Source organism: Curtobacterium sp. Csp2, assembly GCF_013347165.1.
The window spans coordinates 1,296,351-1,317,552 of sequence record NZ_CP054593.1; the positions used below are offsets into that span (position 1 = coordinate 1,296,351).

The 21,202-nt window shown below is 74.0% G+C and carries 19 protein-coding genes and 1 riboswitch; of the genes, 15 read left to right on the plus strand and 4 right to left on the minus strand.

The features are described 5' to 3' along the window. Positions 1–25 precede the first annotated feature (25 nt). Positions 26–457, minus strand: coding sequence for a GNAT family N-acetyltransferase (locus tag HUN59_RS06490; protein ID WP_174777897.1), 432 nt, complete (start codon positions 455–457; stop codon positions 26–28). Between the two features lie 943 nt (positions 458–1,400). Between HUN59_RS06490 and HUN59_RS06495 the strand changes: the two genes are divergently transcribed. From HUN59_RS06495 to HUN59_RS06535, 9 genes are all read left to right on the plus strand, one after another. Continuing rightward, the gene (locus tag HUN59_RS06495; RefSeq protein ID WP_174777898.1) at positions 1,401–1,922 is read left to right on the plus strand and encodes a hypothetical protein; all 522 of its coding nucleotides are present in this window, start codon (positions 1,401–1,403) and stop codon (positions 1,920–1,922) included. Positions 1,923–2,010: 88 nt separating this feature from the next. Continuing rightward, positions 2,011–3,954, plus strand: a complete 1,944-nt coding sequence (locus HUN59_RS19360; RefSeq protein ID WP_217483628.1) for an LPXTG cell wall anchor domain-containing protein — start codon at positions 2,011–2,013, stop codon at positions 3,952–3,954. A gap of 172 nt (positions 3,955–4,126) precedes the next feature. Beyond that, the gene (locus HUN59_RS06505) at positions 4,127–5,452 is read left to right on the plus strand and encodes an alpha/beta hydrolase (protein WP_254630015.1); all 1,326 of its coding nucleotides are present in this window, start codon (positions 4,127–4,129) and stop codon (positions 5,450–5,452) included. Continuing rightward, complete coding sequence (locus HUN59_RS06510) at positions 5,449–7,977, plus strand: bifunctional lysylphosphatidylglycerol flippase/synthetase MprF (RefSeq protein WP_174777899.1); 2,529 nt, start codon at positions 5,449–5,451, stop codon at positions 7,975–7,977. Before HUN59_RS06505 ends, HUN59_RS06510 begins: the two co-directional genes overlap by 4 nt. A gap of 310 nt (positions 7,978–8,287) precedes the next feature. Beyond that, positions 8,288–8,419: riboswitch (FMN riboswitch) on the plus strand. Positions 8,420–8,500: 81 nt separating this feature from the next. After that, positions 8,501–9,148, plus strand: coding sequence for a riboflavin synthase (locus HUN59_RS06515; RefSeq protein ID WP_174777900.1), 648 nt, complete (start codon positions 8,501–8,503; stop codon positions 9,146–9,148). Continuing rightward, on the plus strand, positions 9,145–9,900 hold the full coding sequence (gene ribB / locus HUN59_RS06520; RefSeq protein WP_441307029.1) for a 3,4-dihydroxy-2-butanone-4-phosphate synthase: 756 nt from the start codon (positions 9,145–9,147) through the stop codon (positions 9,898–9,900). Before HUN59_RS06515 ends, ribB begins: the two co-directional genes overlap by 4 nt. Then, on the plus strand, positions 9,897–10,379 hold the full coding sequence (gene ribH, locus HUN59_RS06525; protein ID WP_114849743.1) for a 6,7-dimethyl-8-ribityllumazine synthase: 483 nt from the start codon (positions 9,897–9,899) through the stop codon (positions 10,377–10,379). The genes ribB and ribH overlap by 4 nt, the downstream gene beginning before the upstream one ends. Positions 10,380–10,472: 93 nt before the next feature. Continuing rightward, complete coding sequence (locus HUN59_RS06530; protein ID WP_174777901.1) at positions 10,473–11,150, plus strand: TetR/AcrR family transcriptional regulator; 678 nt, start codon at positions 10,473–10,475, stop codon at positions 11,148–11,150. Next, positions 11,147–11,677, plus strand: a complete 531-nt coding sequence (locus HUN59_RS06535; protein ID WP_174777902.1) for a hypothetical protein — start codon at positions 11,147–11,149, stop codon at positions 11,675–11,677. Before HUN59_RS06530 ends, HUN59_RS06535 begins: the two co-directional genes overlap by 4 nt. Positions 11,678–11,873: 196 nt before the next feature. On the opposite strand, the gene HUN59_RS06540 is transcribed toward HUN59_RS06535, so the two are convergent. Then, positions 11,874–12,044, minus strand: coding sequence for a hypothetical protein (locus HUN59_RS06540; protein WP_174777903.1), 171 nt, complete (start codon positions 12,042–12,044; stop codon positions 11,874–11,876). A 91-nt stretch (positions 12,045–12,135) separates the two neighbouring features. Then, positions 12,136–12,690: a TetR/AcrR family transcriptional regulator gene (locus HUN59_RS06545; RefSeq protein WP_174777904.1), complete on the minus strand. Its 555-nt coding sequence runs from the start codon at positions 12,688–12,690 to the stop codon at positions 12,136–12,138. Positions 12,691–12,825: 135 nt separating this feature from the next. Between HUN59_RS06545 and HUN59_RS06550 the strand changes: the two genes are divergently transcribed. From HUN59_RS06550 to HUN59_RS06570, 5 genes are all read left to right on the plus strand, one after another. Next, a complete protein-coding gene (locus tag HUN59_RS06550) occupies positions 12,826–14,859 on the plus strand; it encodes an aldo/keto reductase (RefSeq protein WP_174777905.1) in 2,034 nt (677 codons plus the stop codon). A 32-nt stretch (positions 14,860–14,891) separates the two neighbouring features. Then, the gene (locus HUN59_RS06555) at positions 14,892–16,004 is read left to right on the plus strand and encodes a LacI family DNA-binding transcriptional regulator (protein WP_254630016.1); all 1,113 of its coding nucleotides are present in this window, start codon (positions 14,892–14,894) and stop codon (positions 16,002–16,004) included. 211 nt (positions 16,005–16,215) lie between these two features. Beyond that, positions 16,216–17,739, plus strand: a complete 1,524-nt coding sequence (locus tag HUN59_RS06560) for an MFS transporter (RefSeq protein WP_174777906.1) — start codon at positions 16,216–16,218, stop codon at positions 17,737–17,739. Between the two features lie 318 nt (positions 17,740–18,057). Continuing rightward, on the plus strand, positions 18,058–18,567 hold the full coding sequence (locus tag HUN59_RS06565; RefSeq protein ID WP_058742644.1) for a flavin reductase family protein: 510 nt from the start codon (positions 18,058–18,060) through the stop codon (positions 18,565–18,567). A gap of 43 nt (positions 18,568–18,610) precedes the next feature. Further along, on the plus strand, positions 18,611–19,225 hold the full coding sequence (locus HUN59_RS06570) for a superoxide dismutase (RefSeq protein ID WP_058742645.1): 615 nt from the start codon (positions 18,611–18,613) through the stop codon (positions 19,223–19,225). 254 nt (positions 19,226–19,479) lie between these two features. Here HUN59_RS06570 and HUN59_RS06575 read toward each other — a convergent pair whose 3' ends face one another. Next, on the minus strand, positions 19,480–20,052 hold the full coding sequence (locus HUN59_RS06575) for a TetR/AcrR family transcriptional regulator (RefSeq protein ID WP_144804396.1): 573 nt from the start codon (positions 20,050–20,052) through the stop codon (positions 19,480–19,482). 168 nt (positions 20,053–20,220) lie between these two features. On the opposite strand from HUN59_RS06575, the gene HUN59_RS06580 reads away from it, so the two are divergent. After that, on the plus strand, positions 20,221–21,195 hold the full coding sequence (locus tag HUN59_RS06580) for a carbohydrate kinase family protein (protein ID WP_174777907.1): 975 nt from the start codon (positions 20,221–20,223) through the stop codon (positions 21,193–21,195). Positions 21,196–21,202 lie beyond the last annotated feature (7 nt).

Genomic DNA, 21,202 nt, shown 5'->3' on the forward strand with positions numbered 1-21,202 from the left:
GCTCTGCCGGTCAGCCCCTGCCGGGTCAGCGCTGCCGCGTCATCGGGACGTGCGGGATGGCGTCCTCGAGGAAGTCCTCGCCGGAGCGCACGAAACCGAACCGTGCGTACCACTGCTCGAGGTGCGCCTGGGCGTTGATCGCGATCGAGCCGGAGCGCGACTCGGCGATCGCAGCCTCCATGAGCCGGGCACCGAGGCCCTGTCCGCGGGCGTGCCGGGCGGTGGCGACGCGCCCGATCCGCTCCGTGCCGTCGGCCTCGCGGAGCAGGCGCAGGGTGGCGTCGACCGAGCCCTGACCGGCCCAGAACTGCAGCGTTCCCCGCTCGAGGTCGCGGCCGTCGATGTCCGGGTAGGCGCACTCCTGCTCGACGACGAAGACATCCTGCCGCAGGCGCAGCAGCTCGTGCAGCGTGACGACGTCCAGGTTGCGCGTGGGGGCGTGGAAGATCGAGGTCACGACCGGCCTTTCTCGAAGAATGCTCCAGAAAGGGTTCCGATCCGGAGCGGGACGGCGTACCGTACCGGCCAACCACTCTACGTGCGCAGCCGAGATCAGGAGGTGAGCGCATGGACCAGCCGTTGCGCGACCCCTGGCGCGCGCTGCTCCGGATCGTCCTCGTGGGCGTCGGGGTCGCCGCTGCCCTCGTGCTGCTCTCGCTCGTGCTCGGAGCCCGGCCGGCAGCCGCCGCCGAGGGTGCGCCGCAGCAGCGGGGCATCGTCGGTGGACTCGTGCAGGACCTCGGCGGAACCGTCCAGGGCGTCACCGGCGAGGTCGGCTCCGTGGTCGACCAGGCCGTCGCGCCCGTCCGGAAGGCCGTGCCGGCTCCGGCGCCCGCTCCGGCCGCACCTGCCCCGGCTCCGGTCCCTGCCGCACCCGTTCCCGCTGCTCCCGCTCCCGTTCCTGCCGCGCCGGCGCCGGCCCCCGCCGCGCCGCCTGCTGCGGCCCCGGCTCCTGCCGCACCCGCTCCCGCCGCGCCCGTTCCAGCGGCACCCGCCGCTCCCGCGGCCGGCGCCCCCGCCCCCGCTCCCGCTCCCGCTGCTGCGGGAGTCGGGACGACGACGGGGACGCCGGACGCGACCGGGACGAGCACCGCCTCCCGGCCGCTCTCCGGCACGCTCGAGTCCGTCCTCGAGCCCGTCACCGGCACCGTGCAGTCGGTGACCGACGCCCGGCCGGTGACCGCGGTCGTCGAGGCCGTCGACACCGTCGTCGGCGCGCTCCCGCTGACGGGCACGCTGCTCGGGGACCACACCGTGGGGACGGTCGTCGGTCCGGTCACCGGTGTGGTCGACGACACCCTCGGCGTCGTCGGCGGAACGGTCGGCACGCTCCCCGAGACCGTCGGCGAGGTCGTCGGACCGGTCGAGGCCGTCCTGCCCCTGCCCGCGCGGTGCTGCCCGTGCCGTCCCTCCCGGTCCCGGCCCTGCCGACGCCCGGCGTCCCCGTGCCCGGCCAGACCGTGCCGACGTCCCCGGCACTCCCCGGCGGCAGCACCGTCGCGGTGCCGGCACCGGCGTCCGCAGGGGACGCGACCGGTCCGGTCGTCCTCGCGGCGGCCGCGCCGTCCGCGAGCGCCGGACCCGCGAGCGACGACCAGCCGGTCGCGAGCACGACGTCGATCGTCACCGTCCGCGGGGTCGCCGCCGAGCACGCCACGACGGGCGCCGCGGGATCGGTCACGGTCGACGGCACCGCACTCCGCGTGCCCGCCGACGGCGACCGTGTCGTCCCGCTGCCGGTCGGTGGCGGATCGACGGGCTCCGGCTCCGGCAGTGGTTCCGGTTCCGCCGGGGCTGCACCGGTCGGTGTCGACGGCACCGTCGGCACCCAGGTCCCCCTCGCCGCGGGGTCACGCGGCACGCTCGACGACGACGTGGTCCCCGCGTCGGTCGTCGGCGACCACGACGTCGCTCCTGACTGAGGTCGGTGCGCCTGTCCAGCCCGGCAGGCACGCACCTCCCGACCGCACCTGCGGTCGGTGACGATCTCGATCAGGAAGTGACACGACCATGAACAAGCACGTCTCCAGGGGGCTGTGGTTCGCCCTCTGCCTCGGAGGCCTGACGCTCGGAGGGGCAGCGGCCGCGAACGCCGCGACGACCTCCGGCGCGGACGGCATCCTGTCCGGCACCCAGGTCGCGCCGTCCGTGAGCGCCCCGGTGTCCGTCGCCGGGAACGCCCTCGGGGTGCTCGGCGACGCCGTCTCCGCTCCCGCTCCGGCAGCGCCCGCTCCGGCCCCGGCGGCGCCCGCTCCCGCGGCTCCGGCCCCCGCTCCTGCGGCTTCGGTCCCCGCTCCTGCGCCCGTCACGTCGGGCGCGGACGGCGTGGCCTCGGGGACCCAGGTGGCCCCGGTGGTCACCGCCCCGGTCGCCGTCTCCGGCACCGCGGTCGCAGTCGGCGGCGACGCCACCACGAGCACCCCGGCCCCGGCCGCCGCTCCCGCCCCGGCTGCTCCGGCTCCGGCTGCCGCTCCGGTAGCTCCGGCACCCGTGACGTCCGGCGAGGACGGCATCGGCTCCGGCACCCAGGTCGTCGGTGACGTCACCGCTCCGGTCACGGTCGGCGGCAACGCGGTCGGTGTCCTCGGGGACGCCACCGCTACGGCGCCGACCCCGGCACCCGCAGCACCGGCGGCGCCCGCAGCACCCGCGGCGCCCGCTGCCGAGCCGACGACGTCGGGTCAGGACGGCGTCGCCTCGGGCACGCAGGTCGCCCCGGTCGTCTCGGTCCCGGTGACCGTGACCGGCAACGGGATCGGACTCCTCGGTGACGGCACGTCGACCGCCACGGGCCCGGCGGCGCCGGCTGCTCCGGCGGCGCCGTCGGCGGGTGGTACGACCTCGGGTGAGGACGGCATCGGTTCGGGCACGCAGGTGTCGCCGGTGGTGAGCCTGCCGGTGACGATCGGTGGCAACGGGATCGGTGTCGTCGGTGACGGCACGTCGACCTCGACCGGTGGGACCGGCTCGGGCACGGGCTCCGCGACCCCGTCGGCGGGTGGTACGACCTCGGGTGAGGACGGCATCGGTTCGGGCACGCAGGTGTCGCCGGTGGTGAGCCTGCCGGTGACGATCGGTGGCAACGGGATCGGTGTCGTCGGTGACGGCACGTCGACCTCGACCGGTGGGACCGGCTCGGGCACGGGCTCCGCGACCCCGACGGCCGGTGGTACGACCTCGGGTCAGGACGGCATCGGTTCGGGCACGCAGGTGTCGCCGGTGGTGAGCCTGCCGGTGACGATCGGTGGCAACGGGATCGGGCTCCTCGGTGACGGCACGTCGACCTCGACCGGTGGGACCGGCTCGGGCACGGGTTCCACGAGCCCGTCGGCGGGTGGCACGACCTCCGGCGCCGGAGGCCTGCTCTCCGGGACGCAGATCGTCCCCGTGATCAGCATCCCGGTCACCATCGGCGGGAACGGCATCGGCATCGTCGGCGACGGCACGAGCACGACCCCCGGTACCGGGACCGACCCGGGTACCCCCGGCACGCCCGGCACCCCGGGCACCCCTGGTGAGCCCGGCACACCGGGTACGCCTGGCACCCCCGGTACGCCTGGCACCCCGGGTACGCCTGGCACCCCGGGTACGCCTGGCACCCCGGGTACGCCTGGCACCCCGGGAACGCCTGGCACCCCGGGAACGCCCGGTGAGCCCGGCACCCCGGGAACGCCCGGTGAGCCCGGCACCCCGGGCGCGCCCGGCAACGGGACCGACGGCACGACGCCCGACGTGACCACCCTGCCGGTCGCGACCACGACCACCACGGTCGCCGCCGCGACCGAGGTGACCACCGCCTCCCGTCCGACCGTCGCGACCACGGCGACGACGCAGACCGGACAGCCGCAGCTCGCCTACACCGGAGCCGCGTCGCAGACGCTGCCCGCGGCGATCGCGCTGCTGCTCCTGATGGCGGGAGCCGGGGCGCTGGTCCTGCGCAAGCGGCTCGGCTGACACCACCACGGCGAGGAGGGGCACCGTCCGCGGTGCCCCTCCGATCCATGCGCCTTCGAAGGGCCTGCTTGGACGACACCGAACGTTCCCTGGGAGCACTCGGTACCGAACCTGTGCGCAGTGGAAGCGCTTGCGCGGCCCCACGGCAGCAGGGGAGCGCCACGATGAGAGCGTGCTCCACGAACTCCTGCGCATCCCGATCACCGGCCGGGCGGTCCTCGTCCCGGTCTACGTCATCACGGCCGTCCTGGCGGCCTGGGTCCTCGTCGGACCGGCGCGGGAACGGCACCGCGGACGGCGGCTCGCGTTCCGCGTCGGTGCCGGCGTGCTCGGCGCCGTGGTCGGCCTCGTCGCGGTGTGGTGGACGGGCGACGTGCAGGACCTGTTCGGCGTCGCCTTCACGCCGATCACCCGGATGTGGATCGCGTTCGCCTTCGCCGGGGTCGCCCTGCTCCTGGTCGTCCTCGTCCAGGGCGGGTGGCGCCGACGAGGCCTGGCGGTGGCCGCCGCGGCCGCGGTCGTCCTGTCCGCCGGGCTCGGCGTGAACGTCGACTTCGGCTTCTACAAGAATGTCCAGCAGGCCATCGCGACGAGCCCGTACAAGACCGTGAAGCTTCCGGAGCGCTCCGGCAACGCGACGCCGGCGACGGACCTCTCCGGGTGGCAGGCCCCGGCGGGCATGCCGAAGACCGGCGAGACGATCAGCGTGGCGATCCCCGGCACGGTGTCGCACTTCCGCGCCCGCAAGGCCGTGGTGTGGCTGCCGCCGGCGGCCCGTGTCGCGAACCCGCCGAAGCTCCCCGTCATCATCGCCTTCTCGGGGCAGCCCGGACAGCCCGCCGACCTGTTCCAGACCGGCAACATGGGGCAGTACCTCGACCGCTACGCCGCGGCGCACCAGGGCCTCGGGCCGATCGTCGTGTCGCCGGACCAGCTCGGGGCGCCGAACCGCAACCCGATGTGCCTCGACTCGCGCCGACTCGGCCGGAGCGAGACCTACGTCATGACCGACACCGTGGACTGGATCCAGTCACACCTGCCGGTCGAGAGCGGCCCGTCGCACTGGGCCGTCGCCGGCTTCTCCGAGGGCGCGACCTGTGCGATGCAGCTCTCCGCCGCGCACCCGGACGTGTTCGGTACCGCCCTGGCGATCTCGAGCGAGATCGGCCCGAAGAACGGCAGCGTGCAGCAGACCATCGCGCTCGGGTTCGGCGGGGACGCCGCCGCCTACCGCGCCGCGATGCCCGTCGCCCTGATGGCGGCACACGCGCCGTACCGCGACCACCTCACGGTCTTCGGCTACGGTCAGGACGACGCCCCGTACACGGCGTCGACCGAGACGCTCCGGGCCGCCGCGGAGCGGGCCGGGATGCAGACGCAGACCTTCGTCTCGCCCGGGTCCGCCCACGACTGGAACACCGTGCGGTACGTGCTCGCGCACGGACTGCCCCCGGTGCTGGCGCACCTCGGTCTCCCGGCAGCGGAAGGCACCCTGTGAACGACCAGACGGCGACGGCGCCGCCGGAGTCCGGTACCGGACCGGGCGCTTCCCCCGAGAGCGCCCCCGGACCACGAGAGCCGCGCACGCCCGGCAAGGTCCAGGCGGCCGTCGTCGCGGCCGCCCGGACCGTCGGCCGGACGGCCCGGCGGTACCCCGTCACCACCGTCGTCGTGCTGCTCGTGCTCGTGACCTCGGTGGTCGGCGTGGTCCTCCGCGTCTCCCACGGCACCACGCCGTCGCACTTCGGCCCGCTCCGGGTCTTCGCCGCGTCGACCGGCCTGCTCGCCCTCGTCGCCACGATCGTCGGCGTCGTCGTGCTGCTCGGCGCGTCCGAACGCCTGATGGGGCCGTGGCGCACGGTCACCGCCTTCGTCGTCACGACGGTCGTCGGCACCGGGCTCGGCGCGCTCACCGCGTTCCTCGACCCGGACGGCCGTCCGATCGGGGCGCTCCTGCTCGGCCGGGCGACGAGCTTCGACCCGTGGACCGCGATGGTCGGGACGATCGTCACCGCGAGCGCGTTCGCCGGGCCGCTCTGGCGTCGCCGCATACGGGTCAACGCCTTCGCGGTCGTCGCCGCGCTCCTGCTCTACGCGGGGCACGTCTCGGACCTGTACGCAGCGTTCGCCGCCCTCGTCGGCTGGGGCCTCGGGACGATGCTCCGGAGCGGTCCGGCCCGCATCGGCTGGGTGCGCAGCTCGCACCGCGAGACCCGTGTGCTCCTCGGGACCGTCGTGCTCGTGTCCGCGGTCGGCCCGGTCATCGCGCTCGTGTCGCGCGCCCGCGTCGGACTCCTCGCGCCGCTCGCCGCGGTCGTCGGGGCCGGCCCGGTGACCCCGGTCCGCGGCTGCCACGCCGACGGCGCCGTGGACACGTGCCTCCGCGGGCTCCTCGACTACCGGGCGACCGACCCCTGGACCCTCCTGCTCGCCGTCGCACCGCTGCTCGTCCTGGTCGTGGGCGGTCTCGGGCTGTTCCGGGGGAGCCGCTTCGCGGTCTGGCTCGTCGTCGCCGTCGACCTGGTCACCGCGATCGCCGCAGCGGTCACCTACAGTGCCGTCCCCGGTCGGGTCCAGCACCTGCACGCATCGGAGAACCTGGTCGTGGTGGACCTGTCGATCGCCGCGTCCATCGTCGTGCCGCTCGCGACCGCGCTCGTGCTCGTCGTCCTGCGCCGGTCGTTCACGGTGCTGCCGTCCCGCCGTCGCATCGCCACCTTCGCGGTCGTCGTGCTCGCGGCCGCCGCGGTCATCGTCGTGGTCGTGCTCGTCACCGCGGCCTCGTCGCCCCAGCGGGTCCCCGACCCCTTCCGCCTGGTGATCGCCGTGCTCGGCCCGCTGTCCCCGGTGACGTTCTGGGACCGGCTGCCCGCGATGGACCCCGCGCTCCGGTTCGTGCTCGGCGTCTCCGGCCCCCTGCTGTGGACCGTCATCGCGCTCGCCGCGATCCGGCCGACCGGCGCCGCGCCGCACGCGCTCGACACCGACGAGGTCGGCATGGACCGCGCCCGCGCCCGCGCACTCCTGGAGGCCGCGGGCGGCGACACCTTCGGGTGGATGACGACGTGGCAGGGCAACGCCTACTGGTTCGCCGCCGACGGCCGCGCCGGGGTCGCGTTCCGGCGCAACGGCCGGGTCGCGGTGACGGTCGGCGGGCCGTTCGGGTGGCCGGACGCCCGCGACCGGGCGATGACCGAGTTCGCCCGGTACTGCGACGACAACGGGTGGACCGCAGTGTTCTACGGCATCGAAGCCACCGCGGCCGAGCACCTCACGGGGCAGGGCTGGGCGACGCTCCCCGTTGCCGAGGACGCCGACTTCGACCCCCGCACGTGGACGACCACCGGCAAGAAGAAGCAGGACGTCCGCACCTCGGTGAACAAGGCGAAGCGCGAGGGCATCACCGCGCTGTGGTCGTCGTGGCAGGACCTGCCCGTGGCCACCACCCGGCAGATCGAGGCGATCTCCGAGGAGTGGGTCTCCGAGCGGGAGCTGCCGGAGATGGGCTTCACGCTCGGCGGGATCGACGAGATGCGCGACCCGGCCGTCCGCACCCTCGTCGCGCTCGACGTCGCGGGCACGGTCCTCGCGGTGACGAGCTGGCTGCCCACGTTCCGCGAGGGACGCGTCGTCGGCTGGACCCTCGACGTGATGCGCCGCACCGCCGCGGCCCCGAACGGCGTGATGGAGTTCTTGGTCGCCAGCGCCGCGGACCGGATGCGCGAGGACGGCGTCGAGCGGCTCAGCCTGTCCGCGGCGCCACTCGCATCGTCGGGGGACGCACCGCCGTCGAGCGACGGCGTGCAGAACCTGCTCGACCTGGTCGGCGGGGTGCTCGAGCCGGTCTACGGGTTCCGGTCGCTCCTGCGGTTCAAGGCGAAGTTCGGTCCGGACCTGCACCCGCTCGTGCTCGCCTACCCGGACCCGGTCGCGCTGCCGTCGATCGGCATCGCGGTCGTGCGGGCCTACCTGCCCGACCTGTCGCTCCGGCAGGCGGTCGCCCTGGTGCGCGGCCGCGGCTGACGGGCGGTCCGGGACGACGGACTGGAGGATCGTGGCGGGTCCCGCCTCGATCCTCCCGTCCGCCCCCGGGCGGAACGGTCCCGCCCTGTCGAGGCGCCGCCGTGTGCGCGAGGCGCCCCCGTGCGCGCGGGACGCCGCCTTGAGCGCGAGACGCCGCCGTGTGCGCGAGACGCCGCCGGATCCGGGGGCGTCTCGGTGACTCCGAGCCGTCTGGCGCCCGCGCTCCCCGGCCCACCCCGCCCCCGACGCGTCACACCGCGCAACCGGCCGGACGTCGTGCCGGTGGGGTGGGGTATGGTTCGGGGTACGCAAGCGCTCCGGGGTCGGTGCAATTCCGAACCGGTGGTGACAGTCCACGAGCTGACGTCGGGTACGCCCGACCGAGGTTGACCCGGTGGGACTCCGGGACCGACGGTGAGAGTCCGGATGGGAGGAAGCGCTGGCGGGCAGGGCGATCCGTCGTCCCCGTCCGCCGATGCCGACATCCGTCGAGCACACCCGGAGTCCCGTTGAGAGGACACCAGTGTTCACCGGCATCATCGAGGAACTCGGCACCGTCACCGCCGTCGAGCAGCACGGCGACTCCGTCGCGCTCACCGTCCGCGGACCGATCGTGGTCGCGGACGCCCGGCACGGCGACTCCATCGCCACGAGCGGCGTCTGCCTGACCGTGGTCGAGCGGACCGACGACACCTTCACGGCCTTCGTCATGGCGCAGACGCTCGACATGAGCGCGCACGGCTCGCTCGCCATCGGGGACCGCCTGAACCTGGAGCGCGCGGCCTCGGTCGGCGACCGGCTCGGCGGCCACATCGTGCAGGGACACGTCGACGGCACTGCGACCGTCCTGTCGACGAGCGACGGCGACGGGTGGCGGCGCGTGCGGTTCTCGCTCGCACCGGACCTCAGCCCGCTCGTCGTCGACAAGGGCTCGGTCGCGATCGACGGCGTCTCGCTCACCGTCAGCGCCGTCTCCGACGAGACCACCGACCCGGAGTCCGCCTGGTTCGAGGTCAGCCTGATCCCCGAGACGCTCACCGCGACGACCCTCGGGGAGCGCGTCCCCGGCGACCGCGTGAACATCGAGACCGACGTCCTCGCCCGCCACGTCCGGCGCATGCTCCGGCTCGACGCGGCGGTCGCCGCGGAACCCGCCCTGGAGGCACGGTGAGCGCCCTCGACGCCGCCCACGTCGTGCCCGCGGTCAGCTCCGGCGACTCCGCGGCCGGCTCCGACGCGGCCGCGGCCGGCTCCGGCCGGTCCTCGACCCGGGGTCTCTCCTCGGTCGAGGACGCCGTCGCGGCCATCGCGTCGGGTCGGCCCGTGATCGTGGCGGACGACGAGCACCGTGAGAACGAGGGCGACGTCGTCCTCGCCGCGGAGCTCGCGACGCCGGAGTGGATCGCCTGGACCGTGGCGCACTCGTCCGGGTTCATCTGCGCCCCGATCAGCGCCGACATCGCGGACGCGCTCGACCTGCCGCCGATGGTCGCGCACAACGAGGACGTCCGGGGCACCGCCTACACGGTCACCGTAGACGCCGCGGTCGGGGTCACGACCGGCATCAGCGCGCACGACCGCGCCAGGACGCTCCGGGTGCTCGCGGACCCGACGTCCGTGCGCGACGACCTACACCGTCCGGGGCACGTCGTCCCGCTGCGCGCGCGACCAGGCGGGGTCCGGGAGCGCGCCGGGCACACCGAGGCCTCGATCGAGCTCGTCACCGCGGCAGGGCTCCGGCCCGCCGCGGCGATCTGCGAGATCGTCGGAGACGACGGCGAGATGATGCGGTTGCCGCAGCTCGTCGAACTCGGGGCACGCGAGGGCGTGCCCGTCATCACCATCGCCGCACTCGTCGACTGGCTCGACGCGGCCGACCGGGCGGCGACGGACGTCGCGCCCACCGAAGGGACCACACGATGAGCGGAGCAGGAGCCGCGGAGCGCGACCACGTCGACGGGACGGGCGTCCGGGTGGCGATCGTCGCCGGGCAGTGGCACGAGACCATCGCTGGCGGGTTGCTCGCCGGTGCCCAGCGCGAGGTGCAGCGGCTCGGCGCGACGGCGCAGGTCGTCCCGGTGCCGGGCAGCTTCGAGCTGCCGGTCGTCGCGAAGGCGGCGCTCGAGTCCGGCTTCGACGCGGTCGTCGCCCTCGGGGTGATCATCCGCGGCGGGACCCCGCACTTCGAGTTCGTCTCGGACGCGGCGACGAGCGGCCTGACCCGGGTGGCGATCGACACCGGCAAGCCTGTCGGCTTCGGTGTGCTGACGCTCGAGGACGAACAGCAGGGCCTCGACCGCGCCGGCCTGCCCGGGTCGAAGGAGGACAAGGGAGCCGAGGCCGCGCACGCCGCGATCGCCACGGCCGTGTCCCTCCGGAGCCTGCGCCAGATGGCCGGCTGACCACCCGACCCACCCGACGAGCACTCCGCACACCTCGTGCGGGGTGCTCGTCGTCGTTGTGCCCGGGAGCGGTCCGGGGTGTAGCTTTTGAACATGTTCGAAAACGACGCCGCGCCGATGACGAAGCGCGACCGCACCCGCGCCAGGATCCGAGAGGTGGCGATCCGGTCCCTCCGCGAGCACGGGTACGACGGCACGACCATGCGGGGGATCGCGGACGAGGCGGGGCTGTCGGTCGGCAACGCCTACTACCACTTCCCGACGAAGGACCACCTGGTCCAGGAGCTCTACGTCGAGGTGCAGCACGAGCACGTCGCCCGAGCCACCCCGGAGCTCGAGGGCGTCGACGAGCTCGCCGACCGGGTGGGGGTCGTCGTGCGGACGGGCCTGGCGAACCTCCGGTCCTGGCACGGGATCGCGCCGCAGTTCCTGACGACCGCGATCGCGCCCGGATCCCCGAACAACCCGATGTCGCCGGAGTCCGCGCCGGCGCGCGACGTCGTGCTCGGGCTCTTCCGTCAGGCCGTCGACGGGTCGCGCACGAAGCTCCCGGCGCCGCTCGGCGACGACCTGCCGCGGGCGCTCTGGATCGCCTACCTGCTCGTCACGCTGTTCTGGGTGTACGACACCTCGCCCGACCAACGTCGGACGGACCGGCTCGTCGACACGGCCCTCGGGGTGCTCCGCTTCGCCCTGCCGATGCTCCGCGTCCGGCCCTTCCGCCGCACGGTCACCGAGATCGTCGGCATCGTCGCCGGGCGGGACGCGTGACCGTCGGCCCGGGACGCGGTTGGACCGTCGCCGAGTCCGTCGAGCTCGAGGCCCGCGCGTACGGCTGGCTGGTCCTCGTGACGCTGCCGGCCGTCACCTTCGCTGCGATGCAGGTCGTCGTGCTCGGGCCCGGGAACGGAGGCCTCGACTGGTCGGTCCTGTGGTGGGCGGTCGCCGTCCCGCTCACCTCGGCGCTGCCGGCGCTCGGGGCGGCGATCGTCGTCCTGCCGGTGACGTACGGGGTCGGCCGGTGCCTGCGGCGGGTGGACTCGGACGCGGCACACGTCGGATGGACGGCCGTGACGGCCGGGCTCACCGCCGCGGTGATGATCGAGGTGATCGCGGGGGCGACCTCGTACACGGCCCCGTTCCGTGCCGACGCGCTCCTGTTCGGGCTGGTCTACGCGGTGCCGTTCGGCGTCGCGGCCGCGGTCGCGGGTGCCCTCGCCCGGATCGGTCAGCTGCGCCGCGCCGCCGCCGTGGTCCCGGTCCCGGCCGTGGAGTCGTTGCCGACGCCGCTGGGGTAGGGGTGACGCCGCGTCGAACCAGGGAACCGACGTCGAACCAGCTGTGGGGGGTGGTTCGACGTCGGCTCCGTGGTTCGACGCCGGCCGTCGGGCGCAGCGCGACCGGCGGACGCGGAGCGCGACAGCCGGGCAGACGCAGGACGGCCCCGCACCGATCGGTGCGGGGCCGTCCTGACGAGCGCCGGGGGCGCGGAAGTCAGCGCTTGCCGAAGACGTGGATCGGCAGGTAGAACGAGAGCGACATGAGCAGCAGGCCGCCCATGAAGACGAACGCCTGGCCGGACTGCACCTGGAACGCGAACCCGAACAGGTACATCGACACCAGCAGCAGCAGGATCGAGAAGAAAGCGGCGATGACGCGGCCCACGGTGGTACCTCCGGTTCGAGCGGGTGGATCCCGACCAGTCTATCCCCAGGTCGGCCGGGGCCGGTGCACGCCCCGACGACGGGGCGCCGGTTCACGCAGTGGGGCGGGTGGCGATGAGACGGTCGACGACGGCGAGCAGCGTGTCCATGTCGACGGTGCCGCGGTTCGGCCGGACCTCGGACCCGGTCACCGCGCCGAGGGAGGCCTGGTGGTACAGCCCGTCGCCGAGGAGCTTCACGGCCTGCGCGGTCGGCGCGTCGCCGAGCTCGTCGACGAGGGTCTCGAGCCATGCGTTCTCGGTGTCGTCGAGCGTCCGGCCGGCCTCCTCGTACCCGGCCTGCTGCAGCCGGCTGGCCGCCAGGAGGGCGAGGTCGAGCTCGCTGCCGACGAACAGGCAGTTCCGCACGAAGTAGCGCGCGGCGCCGTCCTCGGCCTCGCGCATCCGCTCGACGTCGATCGCCCCGAGGTCGGACAGCCGCTCGCACAGCCCCTCCACCAGGGCGGCCTTCGAGCCGAAGTGGTACAGCAGTCCACCCTTCGAGACGCCCGCCCGCGCGGCGACGGCGTCGAGGGTCGCCGGACGCTCGCCTTCCTCGCACACGATGGCGACGAAGCTGTCCAGGACACGGTCTCGGGCGCTTGCCATGCGCACGAGTCTAGGCAACCGCCCGCACGCCGACGAACGGCCGGTTCCGTGAACGTTCACGAACTCCTTGTCCGCGCGCTCGGCGGTGGGTAGCGTCGCAGCGACCGCACGGCCCACCGCACGAACAGGAACCGCATGTCAGCGCAGACCGCGACCCCCTCGACCACGCCGTCCACGGGCGCCGACCGGCCCGGATGGGCGGTGCTCGGCCCCGGCAGCATCGCCCGCCGCTTCCTGTCGCAGCTGCCGGCGAGCACCGGCACGCTCGTGGCCGCCGGGAGCTCGTCGCCGGAGCGCGCGCAGGCCTTCGCCGACGAGGCCGCCGAGCACGGGTTCGCCGACGTCGCCGCGGTCGACCACGCCGGGGTGCTCGCGGACGACCGGGTCGACGCCGTCTACGTCTCGACGGTGCACACCGGCCACGCCGACCTCGTGCTCCGCGCCCTCGCCGCCGGCAAGGCCGTGCTCTGCGAGAAGCCGCTCGCCCCGAACCACGGCACCGCGATGGCGCTCGTCGACGCCGCACGCCAGGCGGGTCTGCCCCTCGTCGAGGCCTACATGTACCGCTTCCACCCGCAGACCGCGGCGCTCCTCGACCTCGTCCGACAGGGTGCGATCGGCGACGTCCTGCACGTGGACGCGTCCTTCGCGTTCCGCACGGGCGAGCGCAGCGGTCGACTGTACGACCCAGCGACGGCGGGCGGCGGCATCCTCGACGTCGGCGGGTACCCGGTCACGATGACCGCCGCGATCGTGCAGGCGGCGACGGGTGTCGCCGTCGCCGAGCCCGTCGACCTGACGGCCACCGGCACCCTCGGCCCCACCGGGGTCGACGAGTGGACGGTCGCGCAGCTGACCTACCGCGGCGGCGTCACGGCGAGCGTCCGGACCGGCGTGCACCTGCAGGACGACAACGCGGTGACCGTCCACGGCAGCCGCGGCCGCATCGTCCTCACCGACCCGTGGACGCTCTCGGCCGACCCGACGATCACGGTCAGCACCGTCGACGAGGAGCCCCGCACGATCTCCTTCGCCGGCGAGCACCCCTACGCCCGCGAGGCAGACGCGACGACCGACGCCCTGCGCGCCGGAGCCGTCGAGGCATCGCAGATGACCCTGGACGAGACGCTCGCGACCGCCCGCACGCTCGACCGCTGGCGCGCCGCGATCGGCCTGCGCTACCCGTTCGAGGCGGAGACGGCCGACATCCCCACGGTGAGCGGCGCCCCCTTGCGCGTCCGCGACGATGCCCCGATGCGGTACGGCGACGTCCCCGGCGTCGGCAAGCGCATGTCCCGCCTGGTGATGGGCGTCGACAACCAGCCAGACCTCGCCCACGCGAGCGCGCTGTTCGACATGTTCGTCGAGCAGGGCGGCAACGTCTTCGACACCGGCTACGTCTACGGCGGCGGCGTGCTCGAGGGTCGACTCGGCAAGTGGATCGAGAACCGCGGCATCCGGGACGACGTGGTCGTCATCACCAAGGGCGCCCACACCCCGTACTGCGACCCGGAGTCGCTCACCCGGCAGCTGCTCGAGAGCCTCGAGCGGCAGGGCACTGACCACGCGGACGTCTACATGATGCACCGGGACAACGAGGACGTGCCGGTCGGGGAGTTCGTTGACGTGCTCGACGAGCACCGCCGCGCCGGTCGGATCCGGGTGTTCGGCGGCTCGAACTGGAGCACCGCCCGGTTCGACGAGGCGAACGAGTACGCCCGGGCGAACGGGAAGCACGGGTTCGAGGTCCTCAGCAACCACTTCGGTCTCGCCGAGGCGTACGACGTGCCGTGGGCCGGCTGCCGCCACGCGACCGACCCGGAGTCGAAGCGCTGGCTCGAGGAACGGCAGGTCCCGCTCCTGCCGTGGTCGTCCCAGGCCCGCGGGTTCTTCACCGGCCGCGCCGCTCCCGGCGACACGAGCGACCCGGAGCTCGTGCGCTGCTACTACTCGGACGAGAACTTCGAGCGCCTCCGCCGCGCACGCGAGCTCGGCGAGCAGCACGGCGTGCCCGCGACCGCGATCGCCCTGGCGTACGTGCTGCACCAGCCGTTCCCGACCTTCCCGCTGTTCGGCCCGCGCACCATCGAGGAGGCCCGTTCGTCGATGACCGGGCTGTCCGTCGAGCTGAGCCCCGAACAGGTCGCGTGGCTGGACCTCCGCGCCTGACCGCGGCGCTCGGCCGACAGCACGACCCGAACGTGACCGACACCACGCCCCCCGGCGCGACCGACACCACCCACCCCGCGGACGCAGCAGCAGCGGACGGAGCAGCAGCAGACGAAGCAGCACCGGACGGAGCAGCAGGCGCCGACGCGTCCGCGGGGCGGTCGGCCGCCCGCGCCACGATCCACGACGTCGCCGCGGCCGCCGGGGTCTCTCGTCAGACCGTGACCCGTGCGATGAACGGCATGTACGGCATCAGCGCGGCGACGAAGGAGCGCGTCCTGGCCGCTGCGTCGGCCCTGCACTACCGGCCGTCGCGCTTCGGCCGCGGGCTCGTCACCGGCGGTGACCGTCAGCTCGGCCTCGTGGTGAACGACCTCCGGAACCCGTACTCGCCCGAGCTCGCGGCCGCGGTGCTCGGCCTGGCGGCGGCCCGCGGGTGGAACGTCATGCTCGCCGACGTCGGGCTCGCGGGGGACTCCGACCGCGCGGTGCAGGCCCTCGGGGCGCAGACCGACGTGGTGATCGGCTACCTCGGCATCCGCGCGCCCGAGTGGATCGAGCGGCTCGGCACGGTCCCCGTCGTCGAGCTCGACCCCGCCGGCGAGGTCCTCCGCGGCGCCGTCCGCATCGACCCGGCGCCGGCCGTCGAGGACCTCGCCGACCACCTGACGGCCACGGGGGTGCGGCACCCGGTGATCGTCGACGCCTCGCACACCGGCCGCCCGAGCAGCCGCGGGCTCCTCGTGATCGACGCACTCCGGCGCCGTGGGCACCGACCGGAGATCGCGATCGCCGAGGCGTCGACGTCCGAGCACGGGGCCGTGATGGCCGCGCGGGCGCTCGAACGGTTCCCCGCGGTCGACGCGGTGCTCGCGTTCAACGACGTCATGGCGCTCGGCGTCCTCGCCGCGTGCCGTCGCGCCGGTGTCGACGTCCCCGGACGGGTCCGTGTCGTCGGCGTCGACGGGCTCGCGGTCGGCACGCTCGTCGCCCCCACCCTGACCACCTTGGCGGTCGACCTCGGCGCGGTCGCGCGCGAAGCGCTCGACCTCGCCCTCGGCATGCTCGCGGGGGAGCTGCCGCGCTCCGGCACGTCGGTGCAGCGCACCGTGCGCCACCGCCTGCTGGTGCGCGAGTCCGCCTGAGCGACCCGCGTCCGCAGGGTGCGCACAAGGCGGACGGGAGGCACGTGGCGGCGCCGCCACGGGCCTCCCGTCCGCCGTTCGGTTGCATTTGCAACCAACACCGTCCAGACGGTACACTTACGGAGTCCTGACGGGGCGCGTGTCGACACCGCGCCCCGTCTCGTCTGCTCCGCCGTCGACCTGGTCCGGCTCGAACCCCCAGGGAGTCACCGTGTCCGCACTGCTCACCAGCCCCGTCGCCACCGCCGTCACCGTCAGCCGCGCCCGACGGTTCGCCGCGCTCGCGGTGCTGATGCTGCCCGTCCTGCTCATCTCGGTGGACAACACCGTCCTGAGCTTCGCGCTGCCGACGATCGCCCGCGCCCTCGACCCGAGCGCGACCACGCAGCTCTGGATCGTCGACGCCTACCCGCTCGTCCTCGCCGGTCTGCTCGTCGTCATGGGCAGCATCGGCGACCGGATCGGACGCCGCCGGATCCTCGTCGTCGGCGCGACCGGGTTCGCGCTGTTCTCCGTCGCCGCCGCCTTCGCGACCGAGGCCTGGATGCTCGTCGCGGCCCGCATCGCGATGGGCGTGTTCGGCGCGATGCTCATGCCGGCCACGCTCTCGATCATCCGCAACGTGTTCACCGTCGCGGGGGAGCGGCGGATGGCGCTCGCCGTCTGGTCGACGATGTTCGCCGCCGGCAACGCCCTCGGCCCGCTCGTCGGCGGTGTGCTCCTGGCGCACTTCCACTGGGGCAGCGTCTTCCTGGTCGCCGTCCCGATCCTCGTGCTCATGCTCGTCGGCGTGCCGTTCTTCGTGCCGGAGTCCCGCGACCCCGCGCCGGGGCCCGTCGACGTCCCGAGCATGCTGCTCTCGCTCGGGACGCTCGCGCCGATCGCCTGGGCGATCAAGTCGGTCGTGCACCCCGAGGAGCGCGGCTTCGCGATCGCGATGCTCGCCGTCGGCGTGCTCTGCGGCATCGCGTTCGTCCGCCGGCAGCTCCGGTCGCGCACGCCCATGCTCGACCTCCGGCTGTTCCGGAGCACGGCCTTCAGCGGCAGCGTGCTCATGAACATGGCGGCGATGTTCTCGCTCACCGGCTTCCTGTTCTTCATCGCGCAGCACCTGCAGCTCGTCGCCGGGCTCGACCCGTTCGCCTCCGGGATGGTGCTCATCCCCGGGTCGGTGCTCACGATCGTCGCCGGACTCGTCGTCGTGCCGATCGTCGCCCGGGTGGCCCCGCGGTGGGTCGTCGCGGTGTCGCTGACGTTCTCGGCCGCGGCGTACGCGATGGTCTCGGTCCTCGGGCACCACGCGTCCGTGGTCGCCCTGGCGTTCGCGTTCGTGCTGCTCGGCATCGGGATCGGGGCGTCCGAGACGGTCACGAACGACCTCATCATCTCGACGGCGCCCGCGGACAAGGCCGGTGCGGCGTCGGCGGTGTCCGAGACGGCGTACGAGATCGGCGCGGTCCTCGGGACGGCCGTGCTCGGCACCATCCTCGCGGCCGCCTACCGGGCCCACGTCGTGGTGCCCGGCGGCCTGAGCGGGTCGGCGCACACGGCGGCGCAGGAGACCCTCGGCGGCGCGGTGTCGGCGGCGCAGGACCTCGGCGGCACGGCCGGGCAGGCGCTGCTCGAGAGCGCCCGGGCGGCGTTCGACTCCGGCGTGACGATCACGGCGGGCGTCGCCGCGGTGCTCATGCTCGTCGCCGCGGCCGCCTCGGTCGTCATGCTCAAGCGCGACTGACCCGACGGCGCGCGACCGGCGCGGGCGGTCCTGCGTGGTCCCGTGCTCGCTCGCGCGCACTCGCCCGTGCGCTTGGTGGACCCGTGCACTCGGTGGCGCAGAAGACGTCGGGTCGGTGACCGCCACCCGACGTCTTCTGCTCCATCGTTGGCCCCGGGCAGGCTCCGGCGCGACCGAGCCCCCTCCGGCGCCTCCTCCGGCGCGCCCGGGATCGGACGAACCTGGGAATCGTTGACCTGAACCACGGTTGAGGTCCTACGTTGGGACGTGGCCGCGCAGCCGCGGCCCACCCCACCCCGGAGGAACCCCACGACTGCCATGCCCGACGAAGCCCCGGCCACGACCGCCGACGCGTACAAGGCCGCCTTCCGCGGACACCCCGCCGGTGTCGCGGTCATCACCGCCGAGGGACCCGACGGGCCCACCGGTCTCACCGCGTCGAGCGTCGCGAGCGTCGCGGTCGACCCGCCCGTCCTGGTGTTCTCGCTCTCCACGAAGTCCGGCTCCGCGGGGGTCGTGCTCGGCGCCGACGTCTTCGTCGTGCACCTCGTCGACTCGCTGAGCGTCGGACTCGCCAAGCGTTTCGCCGCGACCGGCAGCCCGGCGGCCGACGACCCGATGTGGGGCACCCTGCCCACGGGTGAGCGCTACCTGCCGGCCGCGGCCACCGCCCTGCGCTGCCGGCCTCGCTCGACGACCGAGATCGGTTCGTCCACCGTGGTCGTCGCCGAGGTCCTCGACATCGTCGTCGGCCGCGAGCACGGCGAGCCGCTGGTCTACCACAACCGGGAGTTCCACTCCCTCTCCGAACGTTCCCGGCTCTCCTGAGCCGCGGAGCACCGTCCGACAACCACGAACGAAAGGACCTCCGATGGCTGAGTACACCCTGCCCGACCTGCCGTACGACTACGCCGCCCTCGAGCCGCACATCAGCGGCAAGATCATGCAGCTGCACCACGACAAGCACCACCAGGCCTACGTGACCGGTGCCAACACCGCGCTGCAGCAGCTCGGCGAGGCTCGTGAGTCGGGCAACTTCGGTGCGATCAACAAGCTCGAGAAGGACCTCGCCTTCCACCTCGGCGGGCACGTCAACCACTCGATCTTCTGGACCAACCTCGGCCCGGACACGAAGGTCCCCGAGGGTGAGCTCGCCGCGGCGATCGACGAGTTCTTCGGCTCCTTCGAGCAGTTCCAGGCGCAGTTCGCTGCGGTCGCGAACGGCATCCAGGGCTCCGGCTGGTCCGTCCTCGCGTGGGACCAGGTCGGCCAGAAGCTGGTCACGTTCCAGCTCTTCGACCAGCAGGCCAACGTCCCGCTCGGCGTCGTCCCGATCTTCATGCTCGACATGTGGGAGCACGCCTTCTACCTCGACTACCTCAACGTCAAGGCGGACTACGTCAAGGCCGTGTGGAACATCGTCGACTGGGAGAACGTGGCGGCCCGCTTCGCGAACGCGAAGGCGCAGTCGTTCGTCACCCTGTGACGCGACGTCGGTCACCACGGTGACCGGCCCACGGACGGGAGGCGCGGTGCCAGCTGGCACCGCGCCTCCCGTCCGTCGTCTGGTCGCCGTGCGCAGTCTGGTCGCCGTGCGCAGTCTGGTCGCCTCGCGCAGTCCGGCGGTCGCGCGCGGTCGGGTGGCAGGCGTCGGCTGGTGGCCGTGGGTGGGCTGACCGGCACGCGTCTGCCGGCGGTTCGTCGATCCTGTGTGACCTGCCGGCGGGCGGACGGACGCCGTCAGGCGGTGGCGAGGGAGCCGACGGACACCTCGAGCGCGATCGCCCGGAGTGCGCCGTCGACGTCCGTGCCGGCCGGGTCGACGAGGGCGCCCCACTGCACGCCACGTGCGGCACCGACGGCGGCGCGTGCCGTGCGCTCGGCGGTGTCCGGGCAGGCGCCGTGCGCGGTGCACCAGGCAGCGATCTCCGCGATCCGACGCCGGAACGATCGCCGTTCGCGATCCCGCCCGTCGATGGACTCCACGCAGCCGAGCTCGAACGTCAGCCGCGCGGCGAGTGCGCGTTCGGGGGAGTCCAGTCCGCCGAACACCGTGACGAGGTGCCGGCCCAGTGCGTCGGTGTCGCCCTCGGGATCGAGGACGAGATCGACCACGTCGGCCTCGAGGTGGTCGACCACCGCCTGGATCAGGGACTCCCGCGAGCCGAAGTGGTACACGATCGGGTACGCGCTCGTGCCGAGCACCCGGCCGAGGCTGCGGACGGAGACGTCCTCGAGCTTGGTGTCGAGCAGGTGCTGCGCGACCTTCTCGACGATCGCGGGCTTGAGCGTCGGGTCGGGCTTCCTGGGCATGGGATCTCCGGGGGTCGCGGTCGCGTGGTGGTCGGTCGACGCGCACGACGCAGCCGATCACCTGAAATGTTAGCCGATCACCATGACCTCCCGCACCTGCGAGGATCGACATCTGCTCGCAGCTTCCCTGAAGTAGAGGAATGCTCGGGTCTGGCTAGGATGGCGGACGTGTCATCGTCCTCCGAGCCCGTCGTGGTGCCCCCACGGCCCGCAGCCACACGCGCCGGACGAGAGGTCACGGGTCGTCGTCGCGGCGTCGGGAAGCGCTTCCTGGTCGTCGGCGACGTGCTCGACGGGGTCCTCGTGCAGACGAGCGCCGAGGCGGTGGGGACGCACGACCCGGCGGCCGTCATCCAGCACCGGTCGCTCGGCGCCGCGGGCAACACCGCCACCTGGCTCGGCTGGCTCGGGGCGGAGGTCGACCTCGTCGCCCGCGTCGGCGTCGACGACGTCCTCCGACACGAGCGCTCCCTGGCGGACGCCGGCGTCCGGGCGCACGTGCGCTACGACGCGCGCGCCGCGACCGGGGCGATCGTCTCCGTACGCGACGGCCGCGGCCGGACCGCGATGACGGATCCCGCGGCGAGCGGTGACCTCGACGCGGCGGACGTGCCGGGCGACCTCGTCGCGCGCGCGGACATCGTGCACCTCACCGGGGCGGCGATGCTCGGTGGTGGTGGTGCCGAGCGGATCGCAGGGCTCGTCGCACGAGCGGGGTCCGCGGGTGCGCGGGTGTCGCTCGACCCCTCCGCCGAGGCCGTGGTCCGCTCCGTCGGCCCCGAGACGTTCCTCGCCGCCCTGGACGGCGTCGACGTGCTCTTCCCGGACGAGGCCGAGGCCTGCGCGCTGACCGGCGCGGCGACCGCAGCCGAGGCCGTCCGCCGGCTCACCGCGGTCGTGCCGCTCGTCGTCGTGACGACCGGGTCCGACGGGGCGCTGCTCGGACGTCCGGGCCGGAGCCCGCAGCGGGTCCCGGCCACCCCGGCGACGGTCGTCGACACGCTCGGGGCCGGGGACGCCTTCGCCGCCGGGTTCCTGCGTGCGTGGGCGACCGACCCCGTGCGGGTCGGCGCCGCCGCGCGCGAGGGCACCCGGGTGGCGTCGCGTGCGCTGGGCTTCGTGGGCGGACGGCCGCCGGTCTGAGCTGGGC

What these genes read in the sequence shown, in the direction of transcription:
- HUN59_RS19360 (WP_217483628.1), top strand. Translation starts at nt 2,011, where the DNA reads ATGAACAAGCACGTCTCCAGGGGGCTGTGGTTCGCCCTCTGCCTCGGA.
- ribH (WP_114849743.1), top strand. Translation starts at nt 9,897, where the DNA reads ATGAGCGGAGCAGGAGCCGCGGAGCGCGACCACGTCGACGGGACGGGC.
- HUN59_RS06530 (WP_174777901.1), top strand. Translation starts at nt 10,473, where the DNA reads ATGTTCGAAAACGACGCCGCGCCGATGACGAAGCGCGACCGCACCCGC.
- HUN59_RS06545 (WP_174777904.1), bottom strand. Translation starts at nt 12,690, where the DNA reads ATGGCAAGCGCCCGAGACCGTGTCCTGGACAGCTTCGTCGCCATCGTG.
- HUN59_RS06550 (WP_174777905.1), top strand. Translation starts at nt 12,826, where the DNA reads ATGTCAGCGCAGACCGCGACCCCCTCGACCACGCCGTCCACGGGCGCC.
- HUN59_RS06565 (WP_058742644.1), top strand. Translation starts at nt 18,058, where the DNA reads ATGCCCGACGAAGCCCCGGCCACGACCGCCGACGCGTACAAGGCCGCC.
- HUN59_RS06570 (WP_058742645.1), top strand. Translation starts at nt 18,611, where the DNA reads ATGGCTGAGTACACCCTGCCCGACCTGCCGTACGACTACGCCGCCCTC.
- HUN59_RS06575 (WP_144804396.1), bottom strand. Translation starts at nt 20,052, where the DNA reads ATGCCCAGGAAGCCCGACCCGACGCTCAAGCCCGCGATCGTCGAGAAG.